Here is a 21,793-nt window from a genome sequence, read left to right as displayed (position 1 = left end):
TTCGATAAAAAATTGATTGTAGCTTGAAAACAAGCAAGTGTTAAAAAGTGTAGGTTAGTGTATGAAAAATCAATCTGTTGTAATTGTAGGTGGTGCTTCAGGCTTAGGGTTTGAAACAGCAAAGCTAATGTGTGAGCATGGCGCGTCTAAAATCGGAATCATTGATCGTAATGTGGAACTGATGGATAAAGCTGCAGCTGAACTACGTGCATTAGGTGTTCAGGTTGCCACGGCAGCAGGCGATATTTCTCGATTAGAATCGGCTCATGGCGCATTTAATCAAATTGCAGATGAGCTTGGGCGTATTCATTGTTTAGTGAATAGTGCAGCAATCTATCCACGTGAAGATATTTTTAGTATTACAGACGAGCAATGGGACTTAGAAAATGCTGTAAATATTAAAGGTACTTACCACATGATGGTCGCTGCAGTACGCCATATGCAGCAATTTGTAGGGCAAGATATGGTTACTGGCCGTATTGTGAATGTTACTTCGGTCGACGCATTTAAAGCTCATCCGCAAAATGCCCACTATGCAGCAACTAAAGCTGCGGTGGTCAGCTTAACAAAATCTTTTGCACAAGCGTGCGCACCAGATCAAATCTTAGTGAACTCAGTTGCACCTGCAGGTTTTGCAACTGAACGTGCTAAACAACTGGGCTTTTTGGGTGAACTTGCGGCAGCAAATCCATTACAACGTGCTGCTGAGCCAAAAGAAATTGCAGAATGGATTGTTATGATGGGTAGTTCACGTAATAGCTATGCAACTGGTGAAAACGTGATCGTAAGTGGTGGATATATCTATGCTTAATCATATCTATAACACTGCTTTAGTGACAGGTGCAACCAGTGGTATTGGTAAAGCAATTGTATTGGCATTAGCAGGGCAGGGTATTCAAGTATTAGCATTAGGTCGTAATTTGGATTTGTTGCAGGAGTTTGATGGCATCGAAAATGTCAAAGCAATTCAGGCAGATGTTCGTGACTACAATCAGTTAAAAGAACTCTTTCTCAGTTATGAAGTAGATGTTGTTGTGAACAATGCAGGCGTTTTAACCACGCGTTCAGAATTCCAAAATATTGAACATAGTGATATTGATGCAATGTTGGATATTAACCTCAAAGCGCCATTGCATTTAACCCGCGAAGCGCTGCCAGCCATGATTGAACGTGGCAAAGGTCACGTGTTCTTTATTGGCTCAAGTGCTGGTTTAACTCCGCATCCAAACTCAACAGTATATGGCGCTTCTAAAGCGGGTATTAGTTTGTTCTGTGATGCATTGCGTTGTGATCTGATTGGTAAAGGTATTCGTGTGACTGAAATCGTACCAGGACGAGTACAAACTAACTTATATCGTACGGCAATTGAGCAAAATAAAGTGCAATCAGAATTGTATGATGAATATGAGTCGATAATGCCAGAAGATATTGCTGAGCTGATTGTAACTGCATTGAAACTACCACAAGCAGTAGATGTATCGCGTTTCGAGGTATTCCCAACCTCACAAGTAGTCGGTGGTTCTAAAATTGTAAAAAAACAGTCTTAAACCCTCGAAACCTCTAAAAAAACTTACTTTGCTTTGTGCAAGGTAAGTTTTTTTATGCAATTAAAATAGGATCGAAATGAATAATATTAAAGTGCTTTCTATTTTGTATATGCTTCTATCAATGATTTCAACGCAGTTCAGCGCTTCGATTGCTAAACAAATGATTATGCAATTAGATGCCCTTACTGTGACGATTTTCCGTATTTTTTTTGCCGCGATTATTTCCTTTATATTATTTAAATCATGGCGAATCATTCCAAAGCTTAAGCTAATTGATAAGTCCGATCTCATTTTATATACAGTGGCACTCTGTGTCATGAACACTCTATTTTATTTTTCGCTAGGCAAACTACCCATGGGGATTGCTGTTGGATTGGAATTTACAGGACCTTTATTATTAGCATTGCTATCAATTAAACAAAGAATTGATTACTTATGGGTTGGATTCGCCATCGTGGGAATTTTACTTATGGTGCCTTGGTCAGAGGCGTTACAACTAAATTTCTCATTTCTAGGTGCAATTTGTGCTTTAGGTGCAGGGTTCTGCTGGGCACTATATATTTATTACGGACAACGTGTAGCTACTGCAAATTTAGGTATTCATGCGCTAAGCCTAGCATTGTGTTTTTCTTCAGCGATTTTGTTACCTATCGGATTTATCTGGCACCCTGAACCATTGTTGACGCCAAGTTATTGGCTTCAAGGGTTATTGATTGCGATATTCGCAGCCGCTTTTCCCTATACATTAGATATATTGGCATTAAAGAATTTGACTAAACTGAGTTATGGAACATTGTCGAGTTTATCGCCAGTTTTAGCGGCATTAGCAGGATTGATTTTTTTACATGAGTATTTGAGCTTACTACAATGGATTGCATTATTTTTTATTATGGTTGCATCCATTGGTGTGACATTGCGTAAAGAGAGTGTTGACTAAATTAAACTATTTTTATAGAAGATCATCTAAAGGATGATCTTCTTCTTTTTATTTAGAAATTATAGAAGAACAATAAGTTCAACATGCGATTTGTACTATTGTCATCTCCCACAGCAAGGGAGTCGGCTGAACCATTAATAAAGACATCATTTTTACCTATAATATATTCGGCAGCCATCGAAAATTGTTTGATATCTAATTGAGCACCAATGATATTTCGTGTGGAATCTTTATAGTTTGACTTATTCTTAACATAGCTGGAATAGGTCAAATATGGCGTCAGGGTAAAGCGCTGATTTGGATCTTTATAAACATAGTTTAAATCTGCAGTATAAAAGTCGGCATCATTAGCGACATAGTAAGTGCTGTCAAACGATCCCATAACTGAATAGTCTGGGGAGATTGGATCTTTATTGGAAATTTTATTCTTACCACCTGTTAGGGTTATATTTAGTCCTTTATAGTTGGTGCGTGCAAATGCTGCCCAAGCATTCCGATTACCTGTGTCACCACTGGTTAAGTTTTCGATATCTGAATGCCAATATGAGCCACCTACACTTAAATTAAGGTCAGGGATATTAAAATTAGGGAGTTGCTGATCAATTCGACCTACAAACATGTTTTTTTCATTGTAAGAACTATCTCCAGGAACATTTGTTTTTACATAGTTCACAGTGTAACGAGATGAATCATAGCCTTTGCCTACGTAGTTGCCGGCATCCCCTGCAAAATACGCTAAATCTACTTTTGTACTATTGGTAATATTGGATTGAAAATCTAGTCCGAGGTAATGTATATCTTCTAAGCCAGCATTTACAACAATCCCTCCATACCAGCTTGTCGACCATCCACGGCCAGGTCCAAAAGGTACATCTTGCACACCGGCAGTTATACGATTATCGTCATTAAATTTATAACCTAAATTGGCATTAACCAAAGATGAAAAATCACATAAAGTATCGAATTGATAGCATCGATATTCAAAGTTTCCAAATAACTTTTTTGCATCATAATTAACATTAATTTTGGCAGCGTTAAATTGCAATTTATGATCGTTATCAGAATAGTCTTTATCCTGAATATTGGCTCTTAGCCAACCTGATACCGTCACTTTACCTAAATCAGTATTGGCATCGCCTAATGAAAGATCGGATGCGAAAGATGAGGTCGTGGAGAATAAAGCAATGGATACCCCAGTGAATAGAGCATTAGATTTAGTGAACACCATTTTTAAAATCCTAGTTATGTATCAAAAAATGCCCAATAAGTAATTAAAGAAATTCAGGCATTCTTTTTAGACTTGTGAATAAATATAAAAATTATTTGGTAATTATGTGTTTGCTGGCATTAACCTGGATAAATACCACGTTCGATACGTGCAATCAGGATGCGTTCACATGCGACGATATATGCTGCGGTTCTTAATGAGCACTGAGATTGAATTGATTTATTCCAAATATCATTAATCGCATCACGCATGATTTTATCCATGCGAAGATTAATTTCATCTTCAGTCCAGAAAAAGCTTGATAAATCTTGAACCCATTCAAAATAACTAACCGTGACACCACCAGCATTACAAATTACATCGGGTACTACCGTAATATTACGTCTGGCGAGAATGTCATCAGCAGCTGCTAATGTAGGACCATTAGCCCCCTCTAAAATTAATTTGGTTTGAATTGTTTGAGCAATTTCAGCATCAATGACGCCTTCAAGGGCAGCGGGAATAAAAATTTCAGCTTCTAGTTTCCAAAATTTTGACTTATCTATTTCATCATCAGCAGCATAATTTTTAATGCCCCCATTGATTTTTTGATAAGACATTAATTTTTCAATGTCGATACCATTGGGCTGATATAACGTAGCACTATGATCCTGAATACAAATAACTTTTGCTCCATTTTTTTGGAACAATAAAGCAGCCTCGCTGCCAACGTTGCCGAATCCCTGAACACAAATACGCGCATTGGAAATCTCTAAATTTATTTTTTTTGCAACTTCAAGACCAGTGATGAACACACCTCGTCCGGTTGCATGAACGCGGCCTAAAGATCCACCTAAATGTACGGGTTTCCCCGTTACGACTCCAGTAACCGTATGTCCAGCATTCATGGAAAAGGTATCCATCATCCAAGCCATAATTTGAGGTGTTGTACCTACATCTGGCGCAGGAATATCTTTTTGAGGACCGATGATTAAATTAATTTCTGCAGCATAGCGACGTGTCAGGCGTTCAAGTTCACGTTTAGATAAAGAGCCAGGATCTACTCGTACGCCACCTTTTGCACCACCAAAGGGTAGGTTTAATGCAGCACATTTAATTGTCATCCAGGCAGATAAGGCCATGACTTCATTTAAATCTACGTCAGGATGAAAACGAATGCCGCCTTTACCTGGGCCTCTAGCTAAACTATGTTGAACGCGGTAACCTTCAAAATGTTCGATGGTACCATCATCCATTTCGACAGGAATATCTACGATTAATGCACGTTTGGGATGACGTAAAAAATCCAATCGCTGCCTTAATGGGTCATCCAGAAAAGGTTCTACCCGTTTTAGTTGCTGTAAATAATTGTCCCATGCCGAATTACTTTGGCATACATATGAAAGACTTGCCATTTTAATACCTATAACAGAAATGACAGTAAAAATAGGTTGGTTAGCTCAGATTTGGAGAGCTAAACCTATTTTGTTCATTTCATTTAAAATTGATCGCTGTTAGTGCTTATTTAACAAAGCAGACCCTAAGCACGTATTCATAGTTATATAAGCGAGTGAAAAATGCACGAGTGCAAAGTTGATTTGTTTAGGAAAATAAATCTTAGGGATATTCCCTTTTTTCGTTTTATTTCAAATGAGAAAATTTTTATTTTGTATGAGGGATAATGGGATAAATTTCTAGATGAAACGGAAACAAATTGATTTATTTGCAGTAGTCAGCATGATAATTCTATGTGCAATCTGGGGATTACAGCAGGTCAGTATTAAGTCGATAATTTTTGATATTTCGCCTGTGCTACAAGGAGCCATTCGTTCTCTGATCGCAACTCTAGCGGTCTATATTCTTATACGGTATCAAAAAATACCATTATCATTATCTGCTTCTGTATATAAATATGGTGCACTAGCAGGCCTACTTTTTGGTTTAGAGTTTCTATTTGTGAATGAGGGGCTGAAATATACTTCAGCGGCACACATCTCAGTATTTATTTATACCTCACCAATTTTCGCTGTGTTGGGTATGGGGCTATTTTTGCCAGAAGAGCGTTTAACCTCCAAGCAATGGGGAGGGGTGTTCCTTTGTTTTATTGGGATCTTAATTGCTTTATTTTGGGGGCATCAAAGTACAGGAGACCAGATTTCGCTTAAGGGAGATGTATTGGGTTTGCTTGCAGGCTTAAGTCTTGGTGCTACGACCGTAGTCATTCGCTGTACTAAATTAGGATATGCACCAGCAACACATCTACTCTTTTTCCAAGTTTTGGGTGCCACACTACTTTTGGGAATATATGCAGTTATAACTAATCAATTAAATTTTAAGGTTACGCTTTTCTCTATATCTAATCTTTTATTTCAAGGGCTTATTGTCTCTTTTGCCAGTTTTTTAATGTGGTTTCATTTAATTAGAACCTATTATGTATCCCAAGTTGGGAATATTGGCTTTCTAACACCTATTTTTGGGGTGATTTTTTCTGTGCTTTTATTAGGTGAAAAACTGACTATCAGTTTTATGATAGGTGGTTTTTTTGTTGTTTTTGGAGTCATTTATTTAAGTTTTTCCCCAAAGGAAAAAATAGAAAGTACAGCATGAAAAAAAGGAATGATCTTATTAAATATATTCGCTTGAGAAGCTGATTGCACAAAGATTAAATAAAATCTCATTCTAAATTTAAATTAAATTGAATATTTTTATTTGATGAAATCATCGTAATGAAATTTATCATTACATGGTTGCTTAACGTCAAAATAGATCATTTTTTTAATTTAATTCTAAAGTAAATATTTGAGGTTCATCATAATGAGATTGGTTAATTCAGATGAATTGAGATCTAGATATATAAAAAGGGTCAATGATCACTTTTATATTAAAAATCATGAGTACGCTATCATCTCAGATGTAATTAAAGATATTAATAATATTGAAATGATTAAGAGTCCAATTCTTTTGGAAAAACTGAAAAAACAAGGGGAAAGAGACTTTTATATCCAAGAGTTAGAGCTACATTACAAAATTATTAATCAAATTGATTTGAGTATTGTATGTCGTATATTTGCTGTACTAGGATTATTTCCTGTCGGATTTATTCTGCAAGGGAGTTTACAGAATCCTGTACCGTGTACTTTATTCCGTCCTATTAATAACTCAAACGCTAAAAAACACTATATTAGAATCAAGTTATCTTATGCATATGATTCAAAATCATACAATAAGACGCAAAATGATAAAGTGGATACATCTAAAACTTACCAAAATCTAAAACAATATATTGATAAATTTGAAAAAAATTCTTATTTCATTGATTCAGATATAGAGATGTTTCTAGAAGAGGTAATTGATTATTTACATCCTGAATTTAATACATCTAAGGTTGCTCAAGAAACACACAATAGATTTTTAAGAGATAGCAATAGTATCTGTGAAATCAGATTTCCAACGCTAAGTCTAACGCGTACCCTGTCGATGATTGGAAAGTATAAGTTCGATATTGATTGTACAGTGAATTTGCCAGAAGCGAGAAAATATCCTCTTTTATATAATCTTGCTAAGATTTTCCTTAAATCACCAAACATTTGTCCAGACCAAACAAATGTTCAGAATGATGCTTTATCTCAGATTCAATTGGTTCAACGCGGTATAGCACTCACCCCAAAAGGTAAGAGCCAATATAGAAAAATACTGGCAGAATTTTTTTTAGAGCAAAATCAATGTAATAAAAAAAATGATAATTCACAGTGTTCGATAAATCGAAATTTTAGAAAATTTCCAGATTCAACCTCTCAGTTGTATCAAGAAGGTTTAGCCTATTTTAGTTTTAAATTGAAACCTAATATCGATTTATCAAATGATAAGAATTGGAATAAAGAGGATCTGACAGATTTAATCTATTCAAATCATGTAGATGTAATGCCAATTATGTTTGATGGTTTGATGGATACTCAAGCATTAAAAATTAATCAATTAGATGAGTTAGTAAAGGCTCATAAGTGTGCATTCGAAGAAAAACTGGAATGTGCAATCCAAGATGAGCATGAGTATTACTTGATGCTTCAACATCAGTCCATGCAGCAATGTTTAGCTGCTTTAAATCAAGTCTCTTCTGTTCGTCAGAATGTGTATCCCACAACCGTAAAGATTTAATTTTAATCGAGTTTTCATTAATCATTTAGATTTAGTAGCGAATCATGACAGATCCAGCCCAGAATATTGTAATCAAAGACTTTATTAATCAGCTAAAACCATTATTTTATGGTGATATTGATGAGTCAGAGGCAGCCAAATTTGTAAATTCAACAGATAACTCGATTTATCAGGTTATTCCACAAGTTGTTATATATCCAAAAAACATTGACGATATTCAGTCGATGATGCAGTTGGTTAATTTGGAGCAATATACTAATTTAGTCATCACGCCACGTGGAGGAGGTACTGGGACGAATGGGCAATCACTAACTAATGGTTTAGTGGTCGATTTATCTCGATATATGAATAAAATCATTCATATAGATCCAATACAACGTACGGCAATTGTAGAAGCAGGCGTGGTGAAAGACCAATTGAATTTGGAGTTAAAAAAACATGGTTTGTTTTTTGCGCCAGAGTTATCAACATCAAATCGTGCCACTATAGGTGGCATGATTAATACTGATGCGAGTGGTCAGGGGAGTTGTCGTTATGGAAAGACACACCATCATGTACTTGGCTTAAAAACAGTATTAATTAATGGTGAATTACTTGAGTCAGAGACGATCAAGATTACTGAACTTGCTTCTGTTCTGTCACACAAATCTGCATTTCAGCAAAATTTATATAAGCAATTACTTGATATTACAGAGAATAATCAAGAATTGATTGAAAAAAGTTTTCCTAAGCTGAATCGTTCTTTAACTGGTTATGATTTACCTGCACTTTATGATAAGCAAGAACTGAACATCAATAATATTCTGTGTGGAAGTGAAGGGACTTTAGGATTCATTGTTGAAGCAAAATTAAATGTTTTACCGATACCGAAGTGTCGTGCCTTAATTAATATTGGTTATGATAATTTCCAAAATGCTTTAAAAGATGCGAAAGCATTGATGGCGCTTAATCCATTATCTATCGAAACTGTAGATTCGAAAGTTCTAAACTTAGCGAAGAATGATATTGTGTGGCAAAAAGTTGGGCAATATTTCCCTGAACCTGCCTCACCGTTGCAAATACAAGGAATCAATCTAGTTGAGATTGATGCGGAAACACAGGACGAACTTGATGTTTTAAAGACTAATTTCATACAGCATTTACAGAATGACCAAAGTGTTAAGCGGCTAAGTATGACTTTGGCGAATGGTGATGATGAAATTAAGGACGTTTACACAATGCGTAAACGTTCTGTAGGACTACTTGGAAATGTTGTTGGTGAAAAACGCCCGCAACCTTTCGTGGAAGATACGGCCGTTCCTCCAGAGTATTTGGCAGACTATATTACAGAGTTTAGAGCATTACTTGATAGCAATGGCCTAGACTATGGAATGTTTGGGCATGTGGATGCAGGAGTTTTACATGTGCGACCTTTATTGGATATGAAGGATGCCCATTCCGCAAAATTAGTTCAATTGATTAGCGATAAAATCGTTGAGCTAACGCATAAATATGGTGGCGTAATTTGGGGAGAACATGGAAAAGGGTTGCGTTCAGAATATGCACCCATTTTTTTTGGTGAAGCTTATCCATTAATTCAAAGAGTTAAGGCCATTTTTGATCCATTGAATAAGCTTAATCCCGGTAAAATCGCAACACCGGATACTCAGCCAAAGGCAAAGTTGATTAAATTATTGGAGGCTCCATTAAGAGGAGACTTCGACAAGCAAATTTCGAGAAAAGACTGGCAAAAATTTTCGACAACTATGCACTGTAACGGAAATGGCGCTTGTTTTAATTTTGATGTAAATGACCCCATGTGCCCTTCATATAAAGTGACACGTGATCGCATTCATTCTCCAAAAGGGCGTGCAACGTTGGTCAAAGAATGGTTGCGTCGAGAAAACTCAGGAGAGCAAAGCCAAGCATTTGATGTAGAAGTTTATGATGCGCTACACGGTTGTTTATCATGTAAATCTTGTGCTGGTCAGTGTCCAGTGAAGGTGGATATTCCTGATAGTAAAGCCAGATTTTTACAGAAATATCATGCGAGATATAAGCATTCAATTCGAGATTATTTAATTAGTAATCTCGAGCGTTTTATGCCGTTAATGTCTAATTTTTCAGGCTTATATAACTTTTTTCAAAAAATGAAATTAGTTCAAATTGTTCAACGAGACGTATTTAAAGTGGTTGATATACCTTTATTTCACCCTCAAGCAAAAGCTGATATATCTGAACTGGGTGCTATTTTGTTAAATGGTGATTTATCTAACTTGCCTCAGTCCTCAAATAAAGCTGTAATTTTGGTTCAAGATGCTTTTACCCGATATTTTGATACCCCCGTATTTATCGAAACAATTCAGTTTATTCGTAAATTGGGTCTACAGCCTTATATTTTGCCATATTTCCCCAATGGTAAACCGTTGCATGTGCATGGATTTATCAAAGAGTTTGAAGAACTTAGAAGTGAAACGTCGTTATTGTTAAGCAAAGCTGCCCAAAGTGGTATTGCTTTAGTTGGGATAGACCCTGCAATGACTTTGGTTTATCGACAAGAATATAAGGCTCAATATGATCATGAACCACCAGAAGAGTCATTTAACGTATTAATGTTGCAGGAGTGGCTGAAGGAGTGGTTAGAGTTAAACTCCTTACCAGCTTTACCAGCCGTTTCTAGTCAAAAATATTTTTTGGCGGGTCATTGTACAGAGCGGACTCAGGTTCCTGCATCTACGGCACAATGGCAAACTATTTTTAAAGCTTTTGAAATTGAACTCGAGTCATTGGCTCTGGGATGTTGTGGCATGGCTGGAACTTATGGTCATGAGGCTGAACATCGCCATCTTTCTGAGCAAATTTATCAGCAATCTTGGCAGGAGAAGCAAGTTGAATATGGGACGAGCTTTCTAGTTACAGGTTATTCTTGTCGTAGTCAGATTAAACGATTGCAGCAGGAACAGGCACTTCATCCAATTCAGATTCTTAATCATAGACTTCAGGCAGTGTAAGCCTGAAGTATCAAATTTTGTACCCTATAAATGTCTCTATCAAAGTGTATAGAGACATATCTTGAATAAAAATCATTAGAAGATTTTTTATAAAACTAGACGAAAGATATTGGGGGATATTATTGGGTTAGATTGGTGACACTATTGGTTGAAAAGCGGCATTAAGTCTGGCGTTATGGTTAATGGTGGGTGCTACTTTGGGTATTGGTCTATTACCCGCCTATACACACATTGGTTTTCTATCTCCAATCTTATTGATTATATTGCGATTAATACAGGATCTATCTGCTGGTGGTGAAGTATGTAGTGCTGCAATATTTGTGGTAGAGCACAGTAATGATAATAATTGAACTTTCGCAACTAGCTTGATTGAAGTGGGGTGTATTGCAGGATTTCTTTTCGGTCTTATTATAACAGCAACCTATTTTTCCTTGCTTTCGACTGAGCAAATGATGGAATGGGGGAGATTACCATTTTTTTAGCGGCATCTTTGAGTCTGATCGGGATATATATTCGTCGCCATTTCCACGAAAGCGACGATTTTGAAAAAAATAAGAAAAAGAGGAACAATCTTTTCATTAGTTGAAACCCTTGAAAAAGGAGTTATTACAATCTTTATATCTATGTTTTTACTAATTTTTCTTATTTGTATTCCAATATTTACATGTATCGCAATAAAGACTTCACGGAAAATCATGATGATGTTCGGTGCTTTTGGGGTTTTGATTATGGCGATTTCATCGTTCTACCTAATTTATAAGCCAGAACTTGGTTTCAAAATTTTAGGAATCTCATGACTCGGTCTTTGTTGGGCTAGTTTATTCAGTTGTATTCTGGCGATGTTACCTTCTTTGTTTCCTGTTCATGTCCGTTATACAGGAATGGCGATCAGCTATAATATTGGCGTTGCTTTGTTTACGGGAACTGCACCAATGCTGAATGCTTGGTAAATTGAGGTTACGGGTAATCCGTATATCCCTGCATTCTATTTAATGCTTGCTTCAATTATAGGGCTTTGCAGTATATTGAGTTTTAATGATTCTTCAGAACATTATTTAAGCAAAAAATAAATTTCAATCGGCCTTATATTGTGTAAATAAGGCCGATTTATCAATTGAATTATTCTTTCAAGATGGTACTTAGTGTATTAACTAATCGAGTATTATTATGCAAGGTTCCAATACTAATACGTAAATATCCATTGATTCTCGGCTTATCAAAGTATCTGACTAGAATATTTTGGTGTTTTAACTGTTGTGCAAGTTGTTTTGCTTCAGCCGTAGGATGATGAACAAAAATGAAATTAGCTTTAGATGGAAGAACTTGGAATCCTAACTGTTCTAGCTCATGGATTAAGTGCTCTCGATCTTCAATAACTTGCTGACAACATTTTTCAAAATAACTTTGATCTTCGAAAGAGGCTGCTGCTGCTGCAATGGCAATTTGATCAACTGGGAAAGAGTTGAAGCAATTTTTAACTCGATCTAAAGCGTTAATAAGATGGGTTTGGGCAATGGCAAATCCAACTCTTAATCCTGCTAATGAGCGAGATTTAGAGGTTGTTTGACATACGACTAAGTTATCGTAGTGAGGAATAAGTTTTACTGCAGACTGTGCTCCAAAATCTACATAGGCTTCATCAATTACCACCACGCTATTTGGATTTGCTTTTAGGATTTCTTCAATTTGTGTTAATTCGAGAGCAATTCCTGTTGGAGCATTTGGGTTGGCGATAATAATACCGCAATTTTCTTGATCATAATCTTGAGGTTGGATCTGAAAATTGACATCTACAGGTATGGCAATTGCGTTCAAACCGTAAAATTGTTTGTAAACAGGGTAAAAACTATAGCTAATATCTGGATAAAGAATAGATTTAGATGGGTGGTTAAAGAAAGCTTTATAAATGAAGGCCAATACTTCATCTGAACCATTTCCGACAAAGATCTGGTCAATATCTACCTTTTGTTGTTGCGCGATCTTAGCTCTAAGCAGCTTTGCATCAGGATCTGGATATAATCTTAGGCAATCTGCTGAATTAGAAATTAGCTGTTGTATAGCTTTGGCAACTTGAGGTGAAGGAGGGTATGGGTTTTCATTGGTATTGAGTTTTAGGATGTACTCATTCTTTGACTGTTCACCAGGTACATAAGGTTGTAATGTGCGTATATCAGGACTCAAAAAACGCATAGGATCTGAGTTGTATTGATTATCAACAATTTCCATCACGAAGACTCCTGATTCTACTAAGTTCAATTGAAAAGAATATGATTATAGAAGAATAGGATTAGTGTAGATGGATGATTTAGATTCCATTTCCTATGAAGTGGATTCCTTTTTTTCATGAATTTGTAAGATCATGAACTTCATGATCTTACTATGGGTATAGAATCTGATTAAAGAGAATTAATCAGATTCGAGTCGGTTTTTAATCCATTGCACCATCGTGGTGATTTTAGGTGTTTGCGACATAGAAGTTGGATAAATCATATAGTAAGACCTATTGGTCTGCATTTCATATGGCCAAACTTGAATGAGCTCACCACTTTCCAGTTCTTTTTTTACAAAAAATTTAGGTATTAATGCAATTCCTGAGCAAATCATTGCAGAGTTTACACATGCTGAAAATGTATCAAATCTGGGTCCAATAAACGTCTTTTCATGGCTGAAATCTTGTGCTTGAAAGAATTCATCCCAAACTCGGGGCCTTGCACGAGACTGGATGAGCACATAATTTTGGAAGTCTTCAATTTTGTTTAATGGTGCACTGATTAAATCGGGTGAGCTTACCGCAATACAGCTTTCTTCAAATAACTTGATACTGGTCATATCTCGCCAAACGCCATCTCCATATAAAAAAGCAACGTCAATCTGACTAATATCAATATCTGAGGAGCTGATCTGCTCTTGAAATTCCAAATGAATCTGAGGGTTGGTGTCACTAAAACCCTTTAAAATCGGAATAAGCCAACGGGAACATAATGTAGGATGAGCAGCAAGATTTAAGGTATCTGCCTCATTACGATGTGCAAGTACATTTAAAACAGATATTTCGATTTGATTCAGAATAATCTGTGTTTCTTTTAGAAAGAGTTTTCCCGTAGGCGTGAGTTGTAAGCGCTGTAATGATCGTTCAAAGAGTTGAATATTTAGACTATCTTCTAAATGAGCAACTTGTTTACTAATTGCACTCTGCGTCATATGGAGGACTTGAGCTGCTTTTGTAAAACTTAAATATCTGGCTGAAGCTTCAAAACATCGAAGTGACATAGTGGAAGGATATGTTCTTGAAGTCATCTTTTGCATAATCTATCCTCTGAAAATGCTCGCGGATCGAAAAAACTTTGATAGCACCCTTTGCCATCTCCTCTTAATAAAATATATGGCTTAATGCATTTATTCCAGTGTAATGGTGTCAAAGAAAAGTATTATCTTAATATTCTATAAAGAATATCAATGCTTTTTAAAGCATATTTTATGCCAAAAAATATATGATATAAATCAATTGCTTGATTTTAATTCTATTGTTTTTTTTTAAGTAATTTTATAATTAAAATACCTTTAGATAAAATGTCATGTAGAGTATTTTTTTAATATGAGTAATTGAATCAGTGGATGTAACTAAACCCTATTTTATCGTAATTATTTTTCATAAAATATCAAGAGAAAATTAGGAATGATGTATTAACTTATTTTCTTAAGTTAAATTTTGACCAATAATTAATATTATAATGAATTTTATAAAAACATAAGTAATTGATATTTAATAATAAAATCAATGTATTTTATTAAAATTTGAATGATTAAAATGCATTTTTATTATTTTAAGCTGTGTTGACGTATTTTAACTCAACTATTATTTTGATTTTAAGCTATTCAGTGTTAGCGAATAAGAAATTAACTTTTAAAAAGGTAAGAACGATGACGACTTCAATCTGTCGTGTTGGTGTTGATATTGGCGGAACATTCACCGATATCGCTTTGGATTTAAATGGAGTCATCCATTCGACAAAAGTCCTTACTGACTACGAACTCCCTGAACGTGCAATTCTAAAAGGTGTGTCTCAGGTCGCTAAGACAGCAGGTGTAACCTTAGCAGATATTGATCAATTAATTCATGGTACAACTTTAGCAACCAATGCATTGATTGAACGTAGAGGTGCAAAGACTGCATTTATCACTACTGAAGGTTTTCGCGACACTCTTGAAATGAGAACAGAGAATCGTTTTGAGCAGTATGATATTAATATTTCATTACCACCGCCATTAATCGAACGTGAACACCGTTATACATTAAAAGAACGTATTGGTGTTGATGGCAATGTGTTAATCGAACCACAACAACAAGACATAGATGATGTTGTTGAGCAAATTGCTCAAGGTAATTATGAAAGTGTGGCTATTGGCTTTATCCATAGTTATATGAATGGAGAGCATGAACGTAAGTTACGTGAAGCTCTAGCTGCTCGTTTACCGCAAGTATCAATTTCGATTTCGAGTGAAGTTTCACCACAAATGCGTGAATTTGAGCGTTTCAACACTGTGTGTGCAAATGCTTATGTAAAACCAATTATTAAGTCTTATTTAGATCGCTTAGTGGTGACATTGAAACAAGAAGGCGCTCAGTGCCCAGTGTTCATGATTCACTCTGGGGGTGGAATTATTTCTGTAGAGAGTGCTGCTGAATTTCCAGTTCGTCTCGTAGAATCTGGTCCTGCTGGTGGTGCTATTTTCGCAGCAGATATTGCCCGTAAATATTCACTTGATTCAGTTGTTTCATTTGATATGGGTGGAACAACAGCAAAAATCTGTTTAATTGAACAGCAAGTACCGAAAACTGCAAAAACATTCGAAGTTGCTAGAACATATCGCTTCAAAAAAGGAAGCGGAATGCCAATTTCAATTCCTGTTGTAGAGATGGTTGAAATTGGAGCGGGTGGTGGCTCGATTGCCAGTATCGATAGTATGCGCCAAATTCGTGTAGGGCCACATAGTGCAGCGTCTGAACCTGGTCCAGCTTGTTATAACCGTGGTGGTACTGAGCCAACAATTACAGATGCAAACCTTTTATTAGGTCGCTTAGATGCTAAGAATTTTGCCGGTGGAGCAATCCTACTTTCAGAAGACAATGCTGACGAAGCAATGGCGAAAGTGATTGGTAATCCTTTACAGCTTGCTGCAAAAACCGCTGCCTATGGTGTGTGTGAAGTTGTAGATGAAAACATGGCAAATGCTGGTCGTGTTCATGCTGTAGAAAGTGGTAAAGATATTTCGGATTTCACCATGATTACTTTTGGTGGTGGTGGTCCGCTACATGCAGCACGTCTTTGTGAAAAAATGGGTGTATCACGCTTTATTGTTCCTGCTGGTGCGGGTGTCGGTTCTGCGATTGGTTTCTTACGTGCACCTTTTGGCTATGAAGCAGTGCGTAGTTCATTTGCACGTCTTTCAACATTTGATGCTAAACAAATCAATAGTTTGATTGATGATATGACACAAGAAGCCATCGGTTTCTTACGTCAAGGTATGCCTGAAGGGGATATCGAGAAGGAATGTACGGCATTTATGCGTTATGTCGGACAAGGTTGGGAAATTCCTGTTCAATTAGGCTTTAAAACATTTAGTCAAGATGATGCAGCAGTATTTAAAAGTGCATTTGAACAAGCCTATACCACATTCTTTGGTCGACCAATTGAAGGTCCTGATGTCGAGATTGTGAGTTGGTCTGTTAAAGCAAGCTCACCTCTTGCTCCAGTCGTACCTGTAGAACAGATCGAAGCAACACATCAAGCTGAGCCAATCGCACAACGTAAAGTCTTTGATGTCGTTAAAGGCGATTTTATTGATGCAAATATCTATCAGCGTGAAAACTTGAATATTGGCGCTCAAATAGATGGTCCTGCAATCATTGCTGAGCGTGAGACTTCTACATTTGTTACATCTTCATTCACTGCAACTGTTCAACCAGACGGCTGCTTATTGGTTGTTAAGCGTTAAGGCAGGCATTAGAGGTTATTACAATGACAACAAATTTAATTGATATTCAAATGCAGGTTATGTGGAACCGTTTGGTTTCAGTGGTTGAAGAACAAGCTTTAACACTGATTCGAACTGCATTTTCTACGAGTGTGCGTGAAGCAGGTGACTTATCAGCAGGTGTATTTGATCGCGAAGGTCGAATGATTGCTCAGGCAGTGACAGGTACGCCAGGTCATGTGAATACGATGGCCGAAGCTGTTGTCCATTTTATTAATGATATTGGTGCGGATAACATTTACGAAGGTGATGTTTATGTGACCAATGATCCGTGGAAGGGTACAGGCCATTTACATGATATTACGATTGTTTCTCCTTCATTTTATAAAGGCAAGTTGATTGGCTATTTTGCTAGTACTGCACACGTAGTGGATATCGGTGGTCGAGGTTTTGGCCCAGATGCTCGTGAAGTATATGAAGAAGGTTTATTTATCCCTGTTATGAAGTTGTTTGAACGTGGCAAGGTTAATAAAGATCTGGTTAATCTTATTCGTCATAACGTGCGTGAGAATGACCGTGTAATTGGCGATTTCTATGCGCTGTCTGCTTGTAATGAAACTGGCCATTTACGTTTAATCGACATGTTACGTGAGTTCAATCTGAACGATCTAGATATGATTGGTGGTTTTATCTTGGAGCATAGCCGTAAAGCAACATTGGATTGTTTTAAGTCTCTACCTCGTGGTCAATATACCAATAGCATGACCCTTGACGGTTACGATGTGCCAGTGACACTTTCAGTGACATTAACAGTTGGACCAGATGGTATTTTAACTGACTTTGTAGGCACTTCAGGCATGAGTCAGTTCGGTATTAACGTACCTTTAGGTTATGCCAAAGCTTATGCTTGCTATGCTTTGAAATGTATTTTGGCACCTGAAATTCCAAATAATACAGCATCGCTTGAACCTTTTGAGGTGGTTGCTCCAGAAGGCTGTATTTTAAATGCTAAACATCCAGCACCCGTATCAGTACGTCATGTTTTAGGTCACTTTGTACCTGACCTTGTGCTTGGTGCATTACACAAGTGTTTACATGGAACTGTACCAGCGGAAGGTGCAAGTGCGCTTTGGAACTTACATATGAGTGTGCGACCACTGGCAACGAATCCAAATGGTCGTAATGCAGAAATGTTGATGTTCAATAGTGGTGGTATGGGAGCACGTGCCAACCTTGATGGTTTAAGTGCAACTGCATTCCCAAGTGGTGTTCATACCATGCCTGTTGAAGCAACAGAGCATGCTGGTCCAGTGATTGTTTGGCGTAAAGAATTCCGTGATGGTTCTGGCGGCGCTGGTGCTTTACGTGGTGGTTTAGGTCAAGAGATTGAGATTTCAGCTTCAGAAGGCTATGAGTTCCGTTTCAGTGCCATGTTTGACCGTATTAATTACCCAGCACGCGGACGTGAAGGTGGTTTGGATGGTACGAAAGGATTTGTAGGATTAGATGATGGCACGGTTTTACGTGGCAAAGGTCAACAACAAGTTCCAGCAAATCGTCGTCTAGTACTACGTTTACCAGGTGGTGGCGGATATGGTGATCCTCGTAAACGCCCATGGGAGTCTGTTGAGCGTGATGTACGTTTTGGATATATCAGCCCAGAGCAAGCCGAAGCAGATTATGGCTATACACCTGTAGGGGGAGCAAAATAATGCAATTCCAGAGTACTCGAGTACAACAAGTAAAGAGTTCTCCTAGTATGGCAGTCTCTGTTTTAGCAAAACAGATGGCTGCAGCGGGTGAGCCAGTCATTAATTTAAGTTTAGGAGAGCCAGATTTTTCAACACCGGCTCATGTGATAGATGCTGCTTATAAAGCGATGCTTGAAGGACATCACTTATACACAGCACCAAATGGTTATCCAGAGCTTCGTGATGCTGTTGTAAAGAAATTCAAAAGAGATAATAACTTAGATTATTCTCAGGATGAAATTTGTATAGGTAATGGTGCTAAACAAATTCTTTTCAATGCCTTCTTAGCGACCTTAGAGCCAGGTGATGAAGTCATTACACCCGCGCCATATTGGGTTTCATATACAGATATGGCTTTACTGAATGGTGGCGTACCCAAAGTTTTGCCGTGTGGTACTGAACAGAATTTTAAAGTTCAACCCGATCAGTTAGAAGCTGCAATTACGTCTAAAACACGTTGGGTTATGTTGAATTCTCCAAGTAATCCGACGGGTGTGATTTATAGCAAAGCAGAATTAGCAGCATTAGGTGAGGTGCTTGAGCGTCATCCAAATGTTCTAATTTTGTCTGATGAAATTTATGAACATATCGTGTTAAGTGATAAGCCATTTGTTTCATTTGTAGAAGCCTGTCCTGCACTTAAAAACCGCACATTAATTGTAAATGGTGTTTCTAAAGCGTATGCAATGACTGGTTTCCGTCTTGGGTATGCTGCAGGACCCAAAGAACTAATTGCTGCAATGAATAAAATGCAGTCACAAACCACAACTTGTCCTTCTTCAGTATCTCAACAGGCTGCAATTGCTGCTTTGAACGGTCCTCAAGATTTCATTGCTGAATCAACAAAAGAATACCGCGAACGTGGTCAGATGGTGATTCAGGCTCTTTCTGAAATTGAAGGATTGGAATTAAAGATGCCAGAAGGTGCATTTTATGCCTTTCCTAAATGTGAAGGATTTATTGGTAAAAAAACACCTAAGGGTGACGTCATCAAAAATGACACCGATTTAGCTAACTATCTATTACAAGAAGGAAAAGTGGCAACTATTCCTGGTGTTGCATTTGGGATAGAGCCTTATATTCGATTGTCGTTTGCAACATCCCAAAAGGAATTGCAACAAGCATTGACCCAATTGCGTTCTGCACTAGCAGCACTCGTATAAATTAGATTTGGAGTACAACATGGCTAAACAATTCAAACGAATTTTAATTACAGGTGCGGCAGGGCGTTTAGGACGTGTTTTGCGTGAGGCTTTGAAAGATTATGCCGAGATTTTGCGACTAACTGATATTGCACCTTTAGGTGACCTAGCTGCGCATGAAGAGGGTGTAAGTTGTGACTTGGCAGATTTTAACAGTGTTTTACCTTTAGCCAAAGACGTCGATGTGATTATTCATGCAGGTGGTGTACCTGTTGAAAACACGTTTGAATTAATTCTGCAAGGCAACATTCGTGGTACGTACAACATCTATGAAGCAGCACGCCAACATGGTGTTAAACGCGTCATTTATACCAGTTCAAATCATGCAATTGGTTTTTATGATCGTACCGAAACTATTGATGCGACTGCTGCCCATCGCCCTGATAGTTTGTATGGTTTGAGCAAATGCTTTGCAGAAGATTTAGGCCGTTATTACTGGGATAAATTCGGCATTGAATCCGTCAATATTCGTATCGGTTCCTCTTTTGAAGAGCCGCTTGATCGAAGAATGTTAGCAACGTGGTTGTCATTTAATGATTTTACTCAAATTGTAGTGAAATCAATGCAGGCACCACGTGTGGCACACATGATTGTATACGGTATGTCTAATAATCGTGAAACGTTATGGGATAACCGCTTTGCTTCCTCGATTGGCTATGCTGCAGAAGATAGTGCAGATGATTACCGTGAGAAAGTATTCGCAAATCATCCGCCTTTAGACCCAAATGATGCGGCTGCACGTTATCACGGTGGCGCATTTGCGGGTGCTGGTCATTTTGAAGATAAGAAATAACGTTTAGACAAGATTTAAGGTATATAGCCATGGCTACTACAGCAAATAAAACAAACTATGATGTCATTATTGTTGGTGGCGCAGTAAACGGTAGTTCTACAGCGTACTTCCTTGCCAATAACCCTGATTTTAATGGCTCAATATTAGTAATTGAGCGTGATCCTACTTATGCACAATCTGCGACTGCATTATCAAGTAGTTCGATTCGTGTACAGTTTTCGAATCCAATCAATATTCAAATTTCACAATACGGCGCCGATTTTATCCGTAATTTTGGTGAAATCATGCAAGTTGATGGTGAAAAACCCGATTTAACTTTTCATGAGAATGGATATTTATTCTTAGCTGATGATAAAGGATTTGATGTACTTAAGCGTTTGCATAATACGCAAATTGAGAATGGTGCTCAGATTGATTTATTAGATGTTGAACAACTGAAACAAAAATTCCCATGGGTTAATACGGACAGTCTTAAAGGTGCAACTTTTGGCCGTGCTGATGAGGGTTGGTTTGATAACTATGGAATGGTAAACGGTTTCCGTCGCAAAGCACGTTCTCTTGGCGTTGAATACATCGAGAATGAGGTTGTAGATATCATTCGAGAGGGCAATAAAATTACAGGTATCCGCCTCAAAACTGGTGATGTTATTGGTTGTGGAACTTTAGTCAATTGTGCTGGAACACGTGGAGCTAAAGTTGCTCGCATGGCAGGACTCGAAATTCCGGTTGAACCGCGCCGTCGTTCACTTTTCGTATTTGCATGCCGCACACCTTTAGAGGGGAATGTACCTTTAACAATTGATCCAACAGGCGTCTTTTTCCGCCCAGAAGGCCAGTTCTATTTAGGTGGTACTTATCCTAAGGTTGACCCAGAAGTAGATCCAGAAGACTTTGATGTATTGCATGAAGAATTTGATGAAGAAGTGTGGCCAATCTTAGCTGAACGAGTACCAGCGTTTGAAGCGATTAAGGTCGTAAACTCGTGGGCCGGCCATTATGACTATTGTGTACTAGATCATAACGCAATTGTTGGACCTCACAATGAAGTAGATAACTTCTTGTTCTGTAATGGCTTCAGTGGTCATGGGTTGCAACAAGCTCCAGCAATCGGACGTGGATTAAGCGAACTCATTACCTATGGTAATTACCGTGCTTTAGATTTAAGCCCGCTTTCTTTCCAACGTGTGATTGAAAATCGTCCATTCCTTGAAGATTCTGTAATTTAAAACCTGACT

At 37.6% G+C, this 21,793-nt stretch carries 16 protein-coding genes; 12 read left to right on the top strand and 4 right to left on the bottom strand.

Annotation, left to right across the window (positions count from 1 at the left end; all coding sequences use genetic code 11):
- Positions 1 to 61: 61 nt before the first annotated feature.
- The 3 genes from E0H94_RS01000 to E0H94_RS00990 all read left to right on the top strand — a co-directional run bounded on the left by E0H94_RS01000 (position 62) and on the right by E0H94_RS00990 (position 2,484).
- Positions 62 to 811, top strand: coding sequence for an SDR family NAD(P)-dependent oxidoreductase (locus E0H94_RS01000; protein ID WP_131324704.1), 750 nt, complete (start codon positions 62 to 64; stop codon positions 809 to 811).
- Complete coding sequence (locus tag E0H94_RS00995) at positions 804 to 1,547, top strand: SDR family oxidoreductase (protein ID WP_131324702.1); 744 nt, start codon at positions 804 to 806, stop codon at positions 1,545 to 1,547. The genes E0H94_RS01000 and E0H94_RS00995 overlap by 8 nt, the downstream gene beginning before the upstream one ends.
- 76 nt (positions 1,548 to 1,623) lie before the next feature.
- The gene (locus E0H94_RS00990; RefSeq protein ID WP_131324700.1) at positions 1,624 to 2,484 is read left to right on the top strand and encodes an EamA family transporter; all 861 of its coding nucleotides are present in this window, start codon (positions 1,624 to 1,626) and stop codon (positions 2,482 to 2,484) included.
- Positions 2,485 to 2,536: 52 nt separating this feature from the next.
- On the opposite strand, the gene E0H94_RS00985 is transcribed toward E0H94_RS00990, so the two are convergent.
- Both E0H94_RS00985 and E0H94_RS00980 read right to left on the bottom strand, forming a co-directional pair.
- On the bottom strand, positions 2,537 to 3,712 hold the full coding sequence (locus E0H94_RS00985) for a hypothetical protein (protein WP_165495564.1): 1,176 nt from the start codon (positions 3,710 to 3,712) through the stop codon (positions 2,537 to 2,539).
- A 119-nt stretch (positions 3,713 to 3,831) separates the two neighbouring features.
- Positions 3,832 to 5,106 (bottom strand): Glu/Leu/Phe/Val family dehydrogenase, encoded by a 1,275-nt coding sequence (locus tag E0H94_RS00980; RefSeq protein WP_131324698.1) that lies wholly within the window; start codon positions 5,104 to 5,106, stop codon positions 3,832 to 3,834.
- A 283-nt stretch (positions 5,107 to 5,389) separates the two neighbouring features.
- Between E0H94_RS00980 and E0H94_RS00975 the strand changes: the two genes are divergently transcribed.
- The 4 genes from E0H94_RS00975 to E0H94_RS18860 all read left to right on the top strand — a co-directional run bounded on the left by E0H94_RS00975 (position 5,390) and on the right by E0H94_RS18860 (position 11,786).
- Positions 5,390 to 6,298, top strand: coding sequence for a DMT family transporter (locus E0H94_RS00975; protein ID WP_131324696.1), 909 nt, complete (start codon positions 5,390 to 5,392; stop codon positions 6,296 to 6,298).
- Between the two features lie 207 nt (positions 6,299 to 6,505).
- Entirely contained in the window at positions 6,506 to 7,846 is a 1,341-nt protein-coding gene (locus tag E0H94_RS00970) for a 2-oxoadipate dioxygenase/decarboxylase family protein (RefSeq protein ID WP_131324695.1), read from the top strand.
- 44 nt (positions 7,847 to 7,890) lie between these two features.
- Positions 7,891 to 10,836 (top strand): FAD-binding and (Fe-S)-binding domain-containing protein, encoded by a 2,946-nt coding sequence (locus E0H94_RS00965; protein ID WP_131324693.1) that lies wholly within the window; start codon positions 7,891 to 7,893, stop codon positions 10,834 to 10,836.
- Positions 10,837 to 11,675: 839 nt separating this feature from the next.
- A complete protein-coding gene (locus E0H94_RS18860) occupies positions 11,676 to 11,786 on the top strand; it encodes an MFS transporter (protein WP_165495563.1) in 111 nt (36 codons plus the stop codon).
- 169 nt (positions 11,787 to 11,955) lie between these two features.
- On the opposite strand, the gene hisC is transcribed toward E0H94_RS18860, so the two are convergent.
- Both hisC and E0H94_RS00955 read right to left on the bottom strand, forming a co-directional pair.
- Positions 11,956 to 13,062 (bottom strand): histidinol-phosphate transaminase, encoded by a 1,107-nt coding sequence (gene hisC, locus E0H94_RS00960; RefSeq protein ID WP_131324691.1) that lies wholly within the window; start codon positions 13,060 to 13,062, stop codon positions 11,956 to 11,958.
- A 180-nt stretch (positions 13,063 to 13,242) separates the two neighbouring features.
- Positions 13,243 to 14,106: a LysR substrate-binding domain-containing protein gene (locus E0H94_RS00955; RefSeq protein ID WP_227548531.1), complete on the bottom strand. Its 864-nt coding sequence runs from the start codon at positions 14,104 to 14,106 to the stop codon at positions 13,243 to 13,245.
- A 651-nt stretch (positions 14,107 to 14,757) separates the two neighbouring features.
- On the opposite strand from E0H94_RS00955, the gene E0H94_RS00950 reads away from it, so the two are divergent.
- From E0H94_RS00950 to E0H94_RS00930, 5 genes are read left to right on the top strand one after another with little or no spacing between them, the layout of a single operon-like run.
- Entirely contained in the window at positions 14,758 to 16,833 is a 2,076-nt protein-coding gene (locus E0H94_RS00950) for a hydantoinase/oxoprolinase family protein (protein WP_131324688.1), read from the top strand.
- A gap of 23 nt (positions 16,834 to 16,856) precedes the next feature.
- A complete protein-coding gene (locus E0H94_RS00945; protein WP_131324687.1) occupies positions 16,857 to 18,524 on the top strand; it encodes a hydantoinase B/oxoprolinase family protein in 1,668 nt (555 codons plus the stop codon).
- Positions 18,524 to 19,726 carry a pyridoxal phosphate-dependent aminotransferase gene (locus tag E0H94_RS00940; RefSeq protein ID WP_131324685.1) on the top strand — a complete coding sequence of 401 codons (1,203 nt, stop codon included), beginning with the start codon at positions 18,524 to 18,526 and terminating at the stop codon, positions 19,724 to 19,726. Before E0H94_RS00945 ends, E0H94_RS00940 begins: the two co-directional genes overlap by 1 nt.
- A 19-nt stretch (positions 19,727 to 19,745) precedes the next feature.
- Complete coding sequence (locus E0H94_RS00935) at positions 19,746 to 20,558, top strand: NAD-dependent epimerase/dehydratase family protein (RefSeq protein WP_131324683.1); 813 nt, start codon at positions 19,746 to 19,748, stop codon at positions 20,556 to 20,558.
- Between the two features lie 29 nt (positions 20,559 to 20,587).
- Positions 20,588 to 21,784 carry an NAD(P)/FAD-dependent oxidoreductase gene (locus E0H94_RS00930; protein ID WP_131324681.1) on the top strand — a complete coding sequence of 399 codons (1,197 nt, stop codon included), beginning with the start codon at positions 20,588 to 20,590 and terminating at the stop codon, positions 21,782 to 21,784.
- Positions 21,785 to 21,793 lie beyond the last annotated feature (9 nt).

Origin of the sequence: Acinetobacter sp. ANC 4173, assembly GCF_004331255.1 — a bacterium.
Lineage (GTDB): Bacteria > Pseudomonadota > Gammaproteobacteria > Pseudomonadales > Moraxellaceae > Acinetobacter.
Note: the sequence above shows the minus strand (reverse complement) of the source record. Positions and strands in the feature narration are given on the sequence as shown.

What these genes read in the sequence shown, in the direction of transcription:
- hisC (WP_131324691.1), bottom strand. Translation starts at nt 13,062, where the DNA reads ATGGAAATTGTTGATAATCAATACAACTCAGATCCTATGCGTTTTTTG.
- E0H94_RS00945 (WP_131324687.1), top strand. Translation starts at nt 16,857, where the DNA reads ATGACAACAAATTTAATTGATATTCAAATGCAGGTTATGTGGAACCGT.
- E0H94_RS00975 (WP_131324696.1), top strand. Translation starts at nt 5,390, where the DNA reads ATGAAACGGAAACAAATTGATTTATTTGCAGTAGTCAGCATGATAATT.
- E0H94_RS00950 (WP_131324688.1), top strand. Translation starts at nt 14,758, where the DNA reads ATGACGACTTCAATCTGTCGTGTTGGTGTTGATATTGGCGGAACATTC.
- E0H94_RS00940 (WP_131324685.1), top strand. Translation starts at nt 18,524, where the DNA reads ATGCAATTCCAGAGTACTCGAGTACAACAAGTAAAGAGTTCTCCTAGT.
- E0H94_RS00970 (WP_131324695.1), top strand. Translation starts at nt 6,506, where the DNA reads ATGAGATTGGTTAATTCAGATGAATTGAGATCTAGATATATAAAAAGG.
- E0H94_RS18860 (WP_165495563.1), top strand. Translation starts at nt 11,676, where the DNA reads ATGTTACCTTCTTTGTTTCCTGTTCATGTCCGTTATACAGGAATGGCG.
- E0H94_RS00935 (WP_131324683.1), top strand. Translation starts at nt 19,746, where the DNA reads ATGGCTAAACAATTCAAACGAATTTTAATTACAGGTGCGGCAGGGCGT.
- E0H94_RS00955 (WP_227548531.1), bottom strand. Translation starts at nt 14,106, where the DNA reads ATGTCACTTCGATGTTTTGAAGCTTCAGCCAGATATTTAAGTTTTACA.
- E0H94_RS00985 (WP_165495564.1), bottom strand. Translation starts at nt 3,712, where the DNA reads ATGGTGTTCACTAAATCTAATGCTCTATTCACTGGGGTATCCATTGCT.
- E0H94_RS00990 (WP_131324700.1), top strand. Translation starts at nt 1,624, where the DNA reads ATGAATAATATTAAAGTGCTTTCTATTTTGTATATGCTTCTATCAATG.
- E0H94_RS00980 (WP_131324698.1), bottom strand. Translation starts at nt 5,106, where the DNA reads ATGGCAAGTCTTTCATATGTATGCCAAAGTAATTCGGCATGGGACAAT.
- E0H94_RS01000 (WP_131324704.1), top strand. Translation starts at nt 62, where the DNA reads ATGAAAAATCAATCTGTTGTAATTGTAGGTGGTGCTTCAGGCTTAGGG.
- E0H94_RS00995 (WP_131324702.1), top strand. Translation starts at nt 804, where the DNA reads ATGCTTAATCATATCTATAACACTGCTTTAGTGACAGGTGCAACCAGT.
- E0H94_RS00930 (WP_131324681.1), top strand. Translation starts at nt 20,588, where the DNA reads ATGGCTACTACAGCAAATAAAACAAACTATGATGTCATTATTGTTGGT.
- E0H94_RS00965 (WP_131324693.1), top strand. Translation starts at nt 7,891, where the DNA reads ATGACAGATCCAGCCCAGAATATTGTAATCAAAGACTTTATTAATCAG.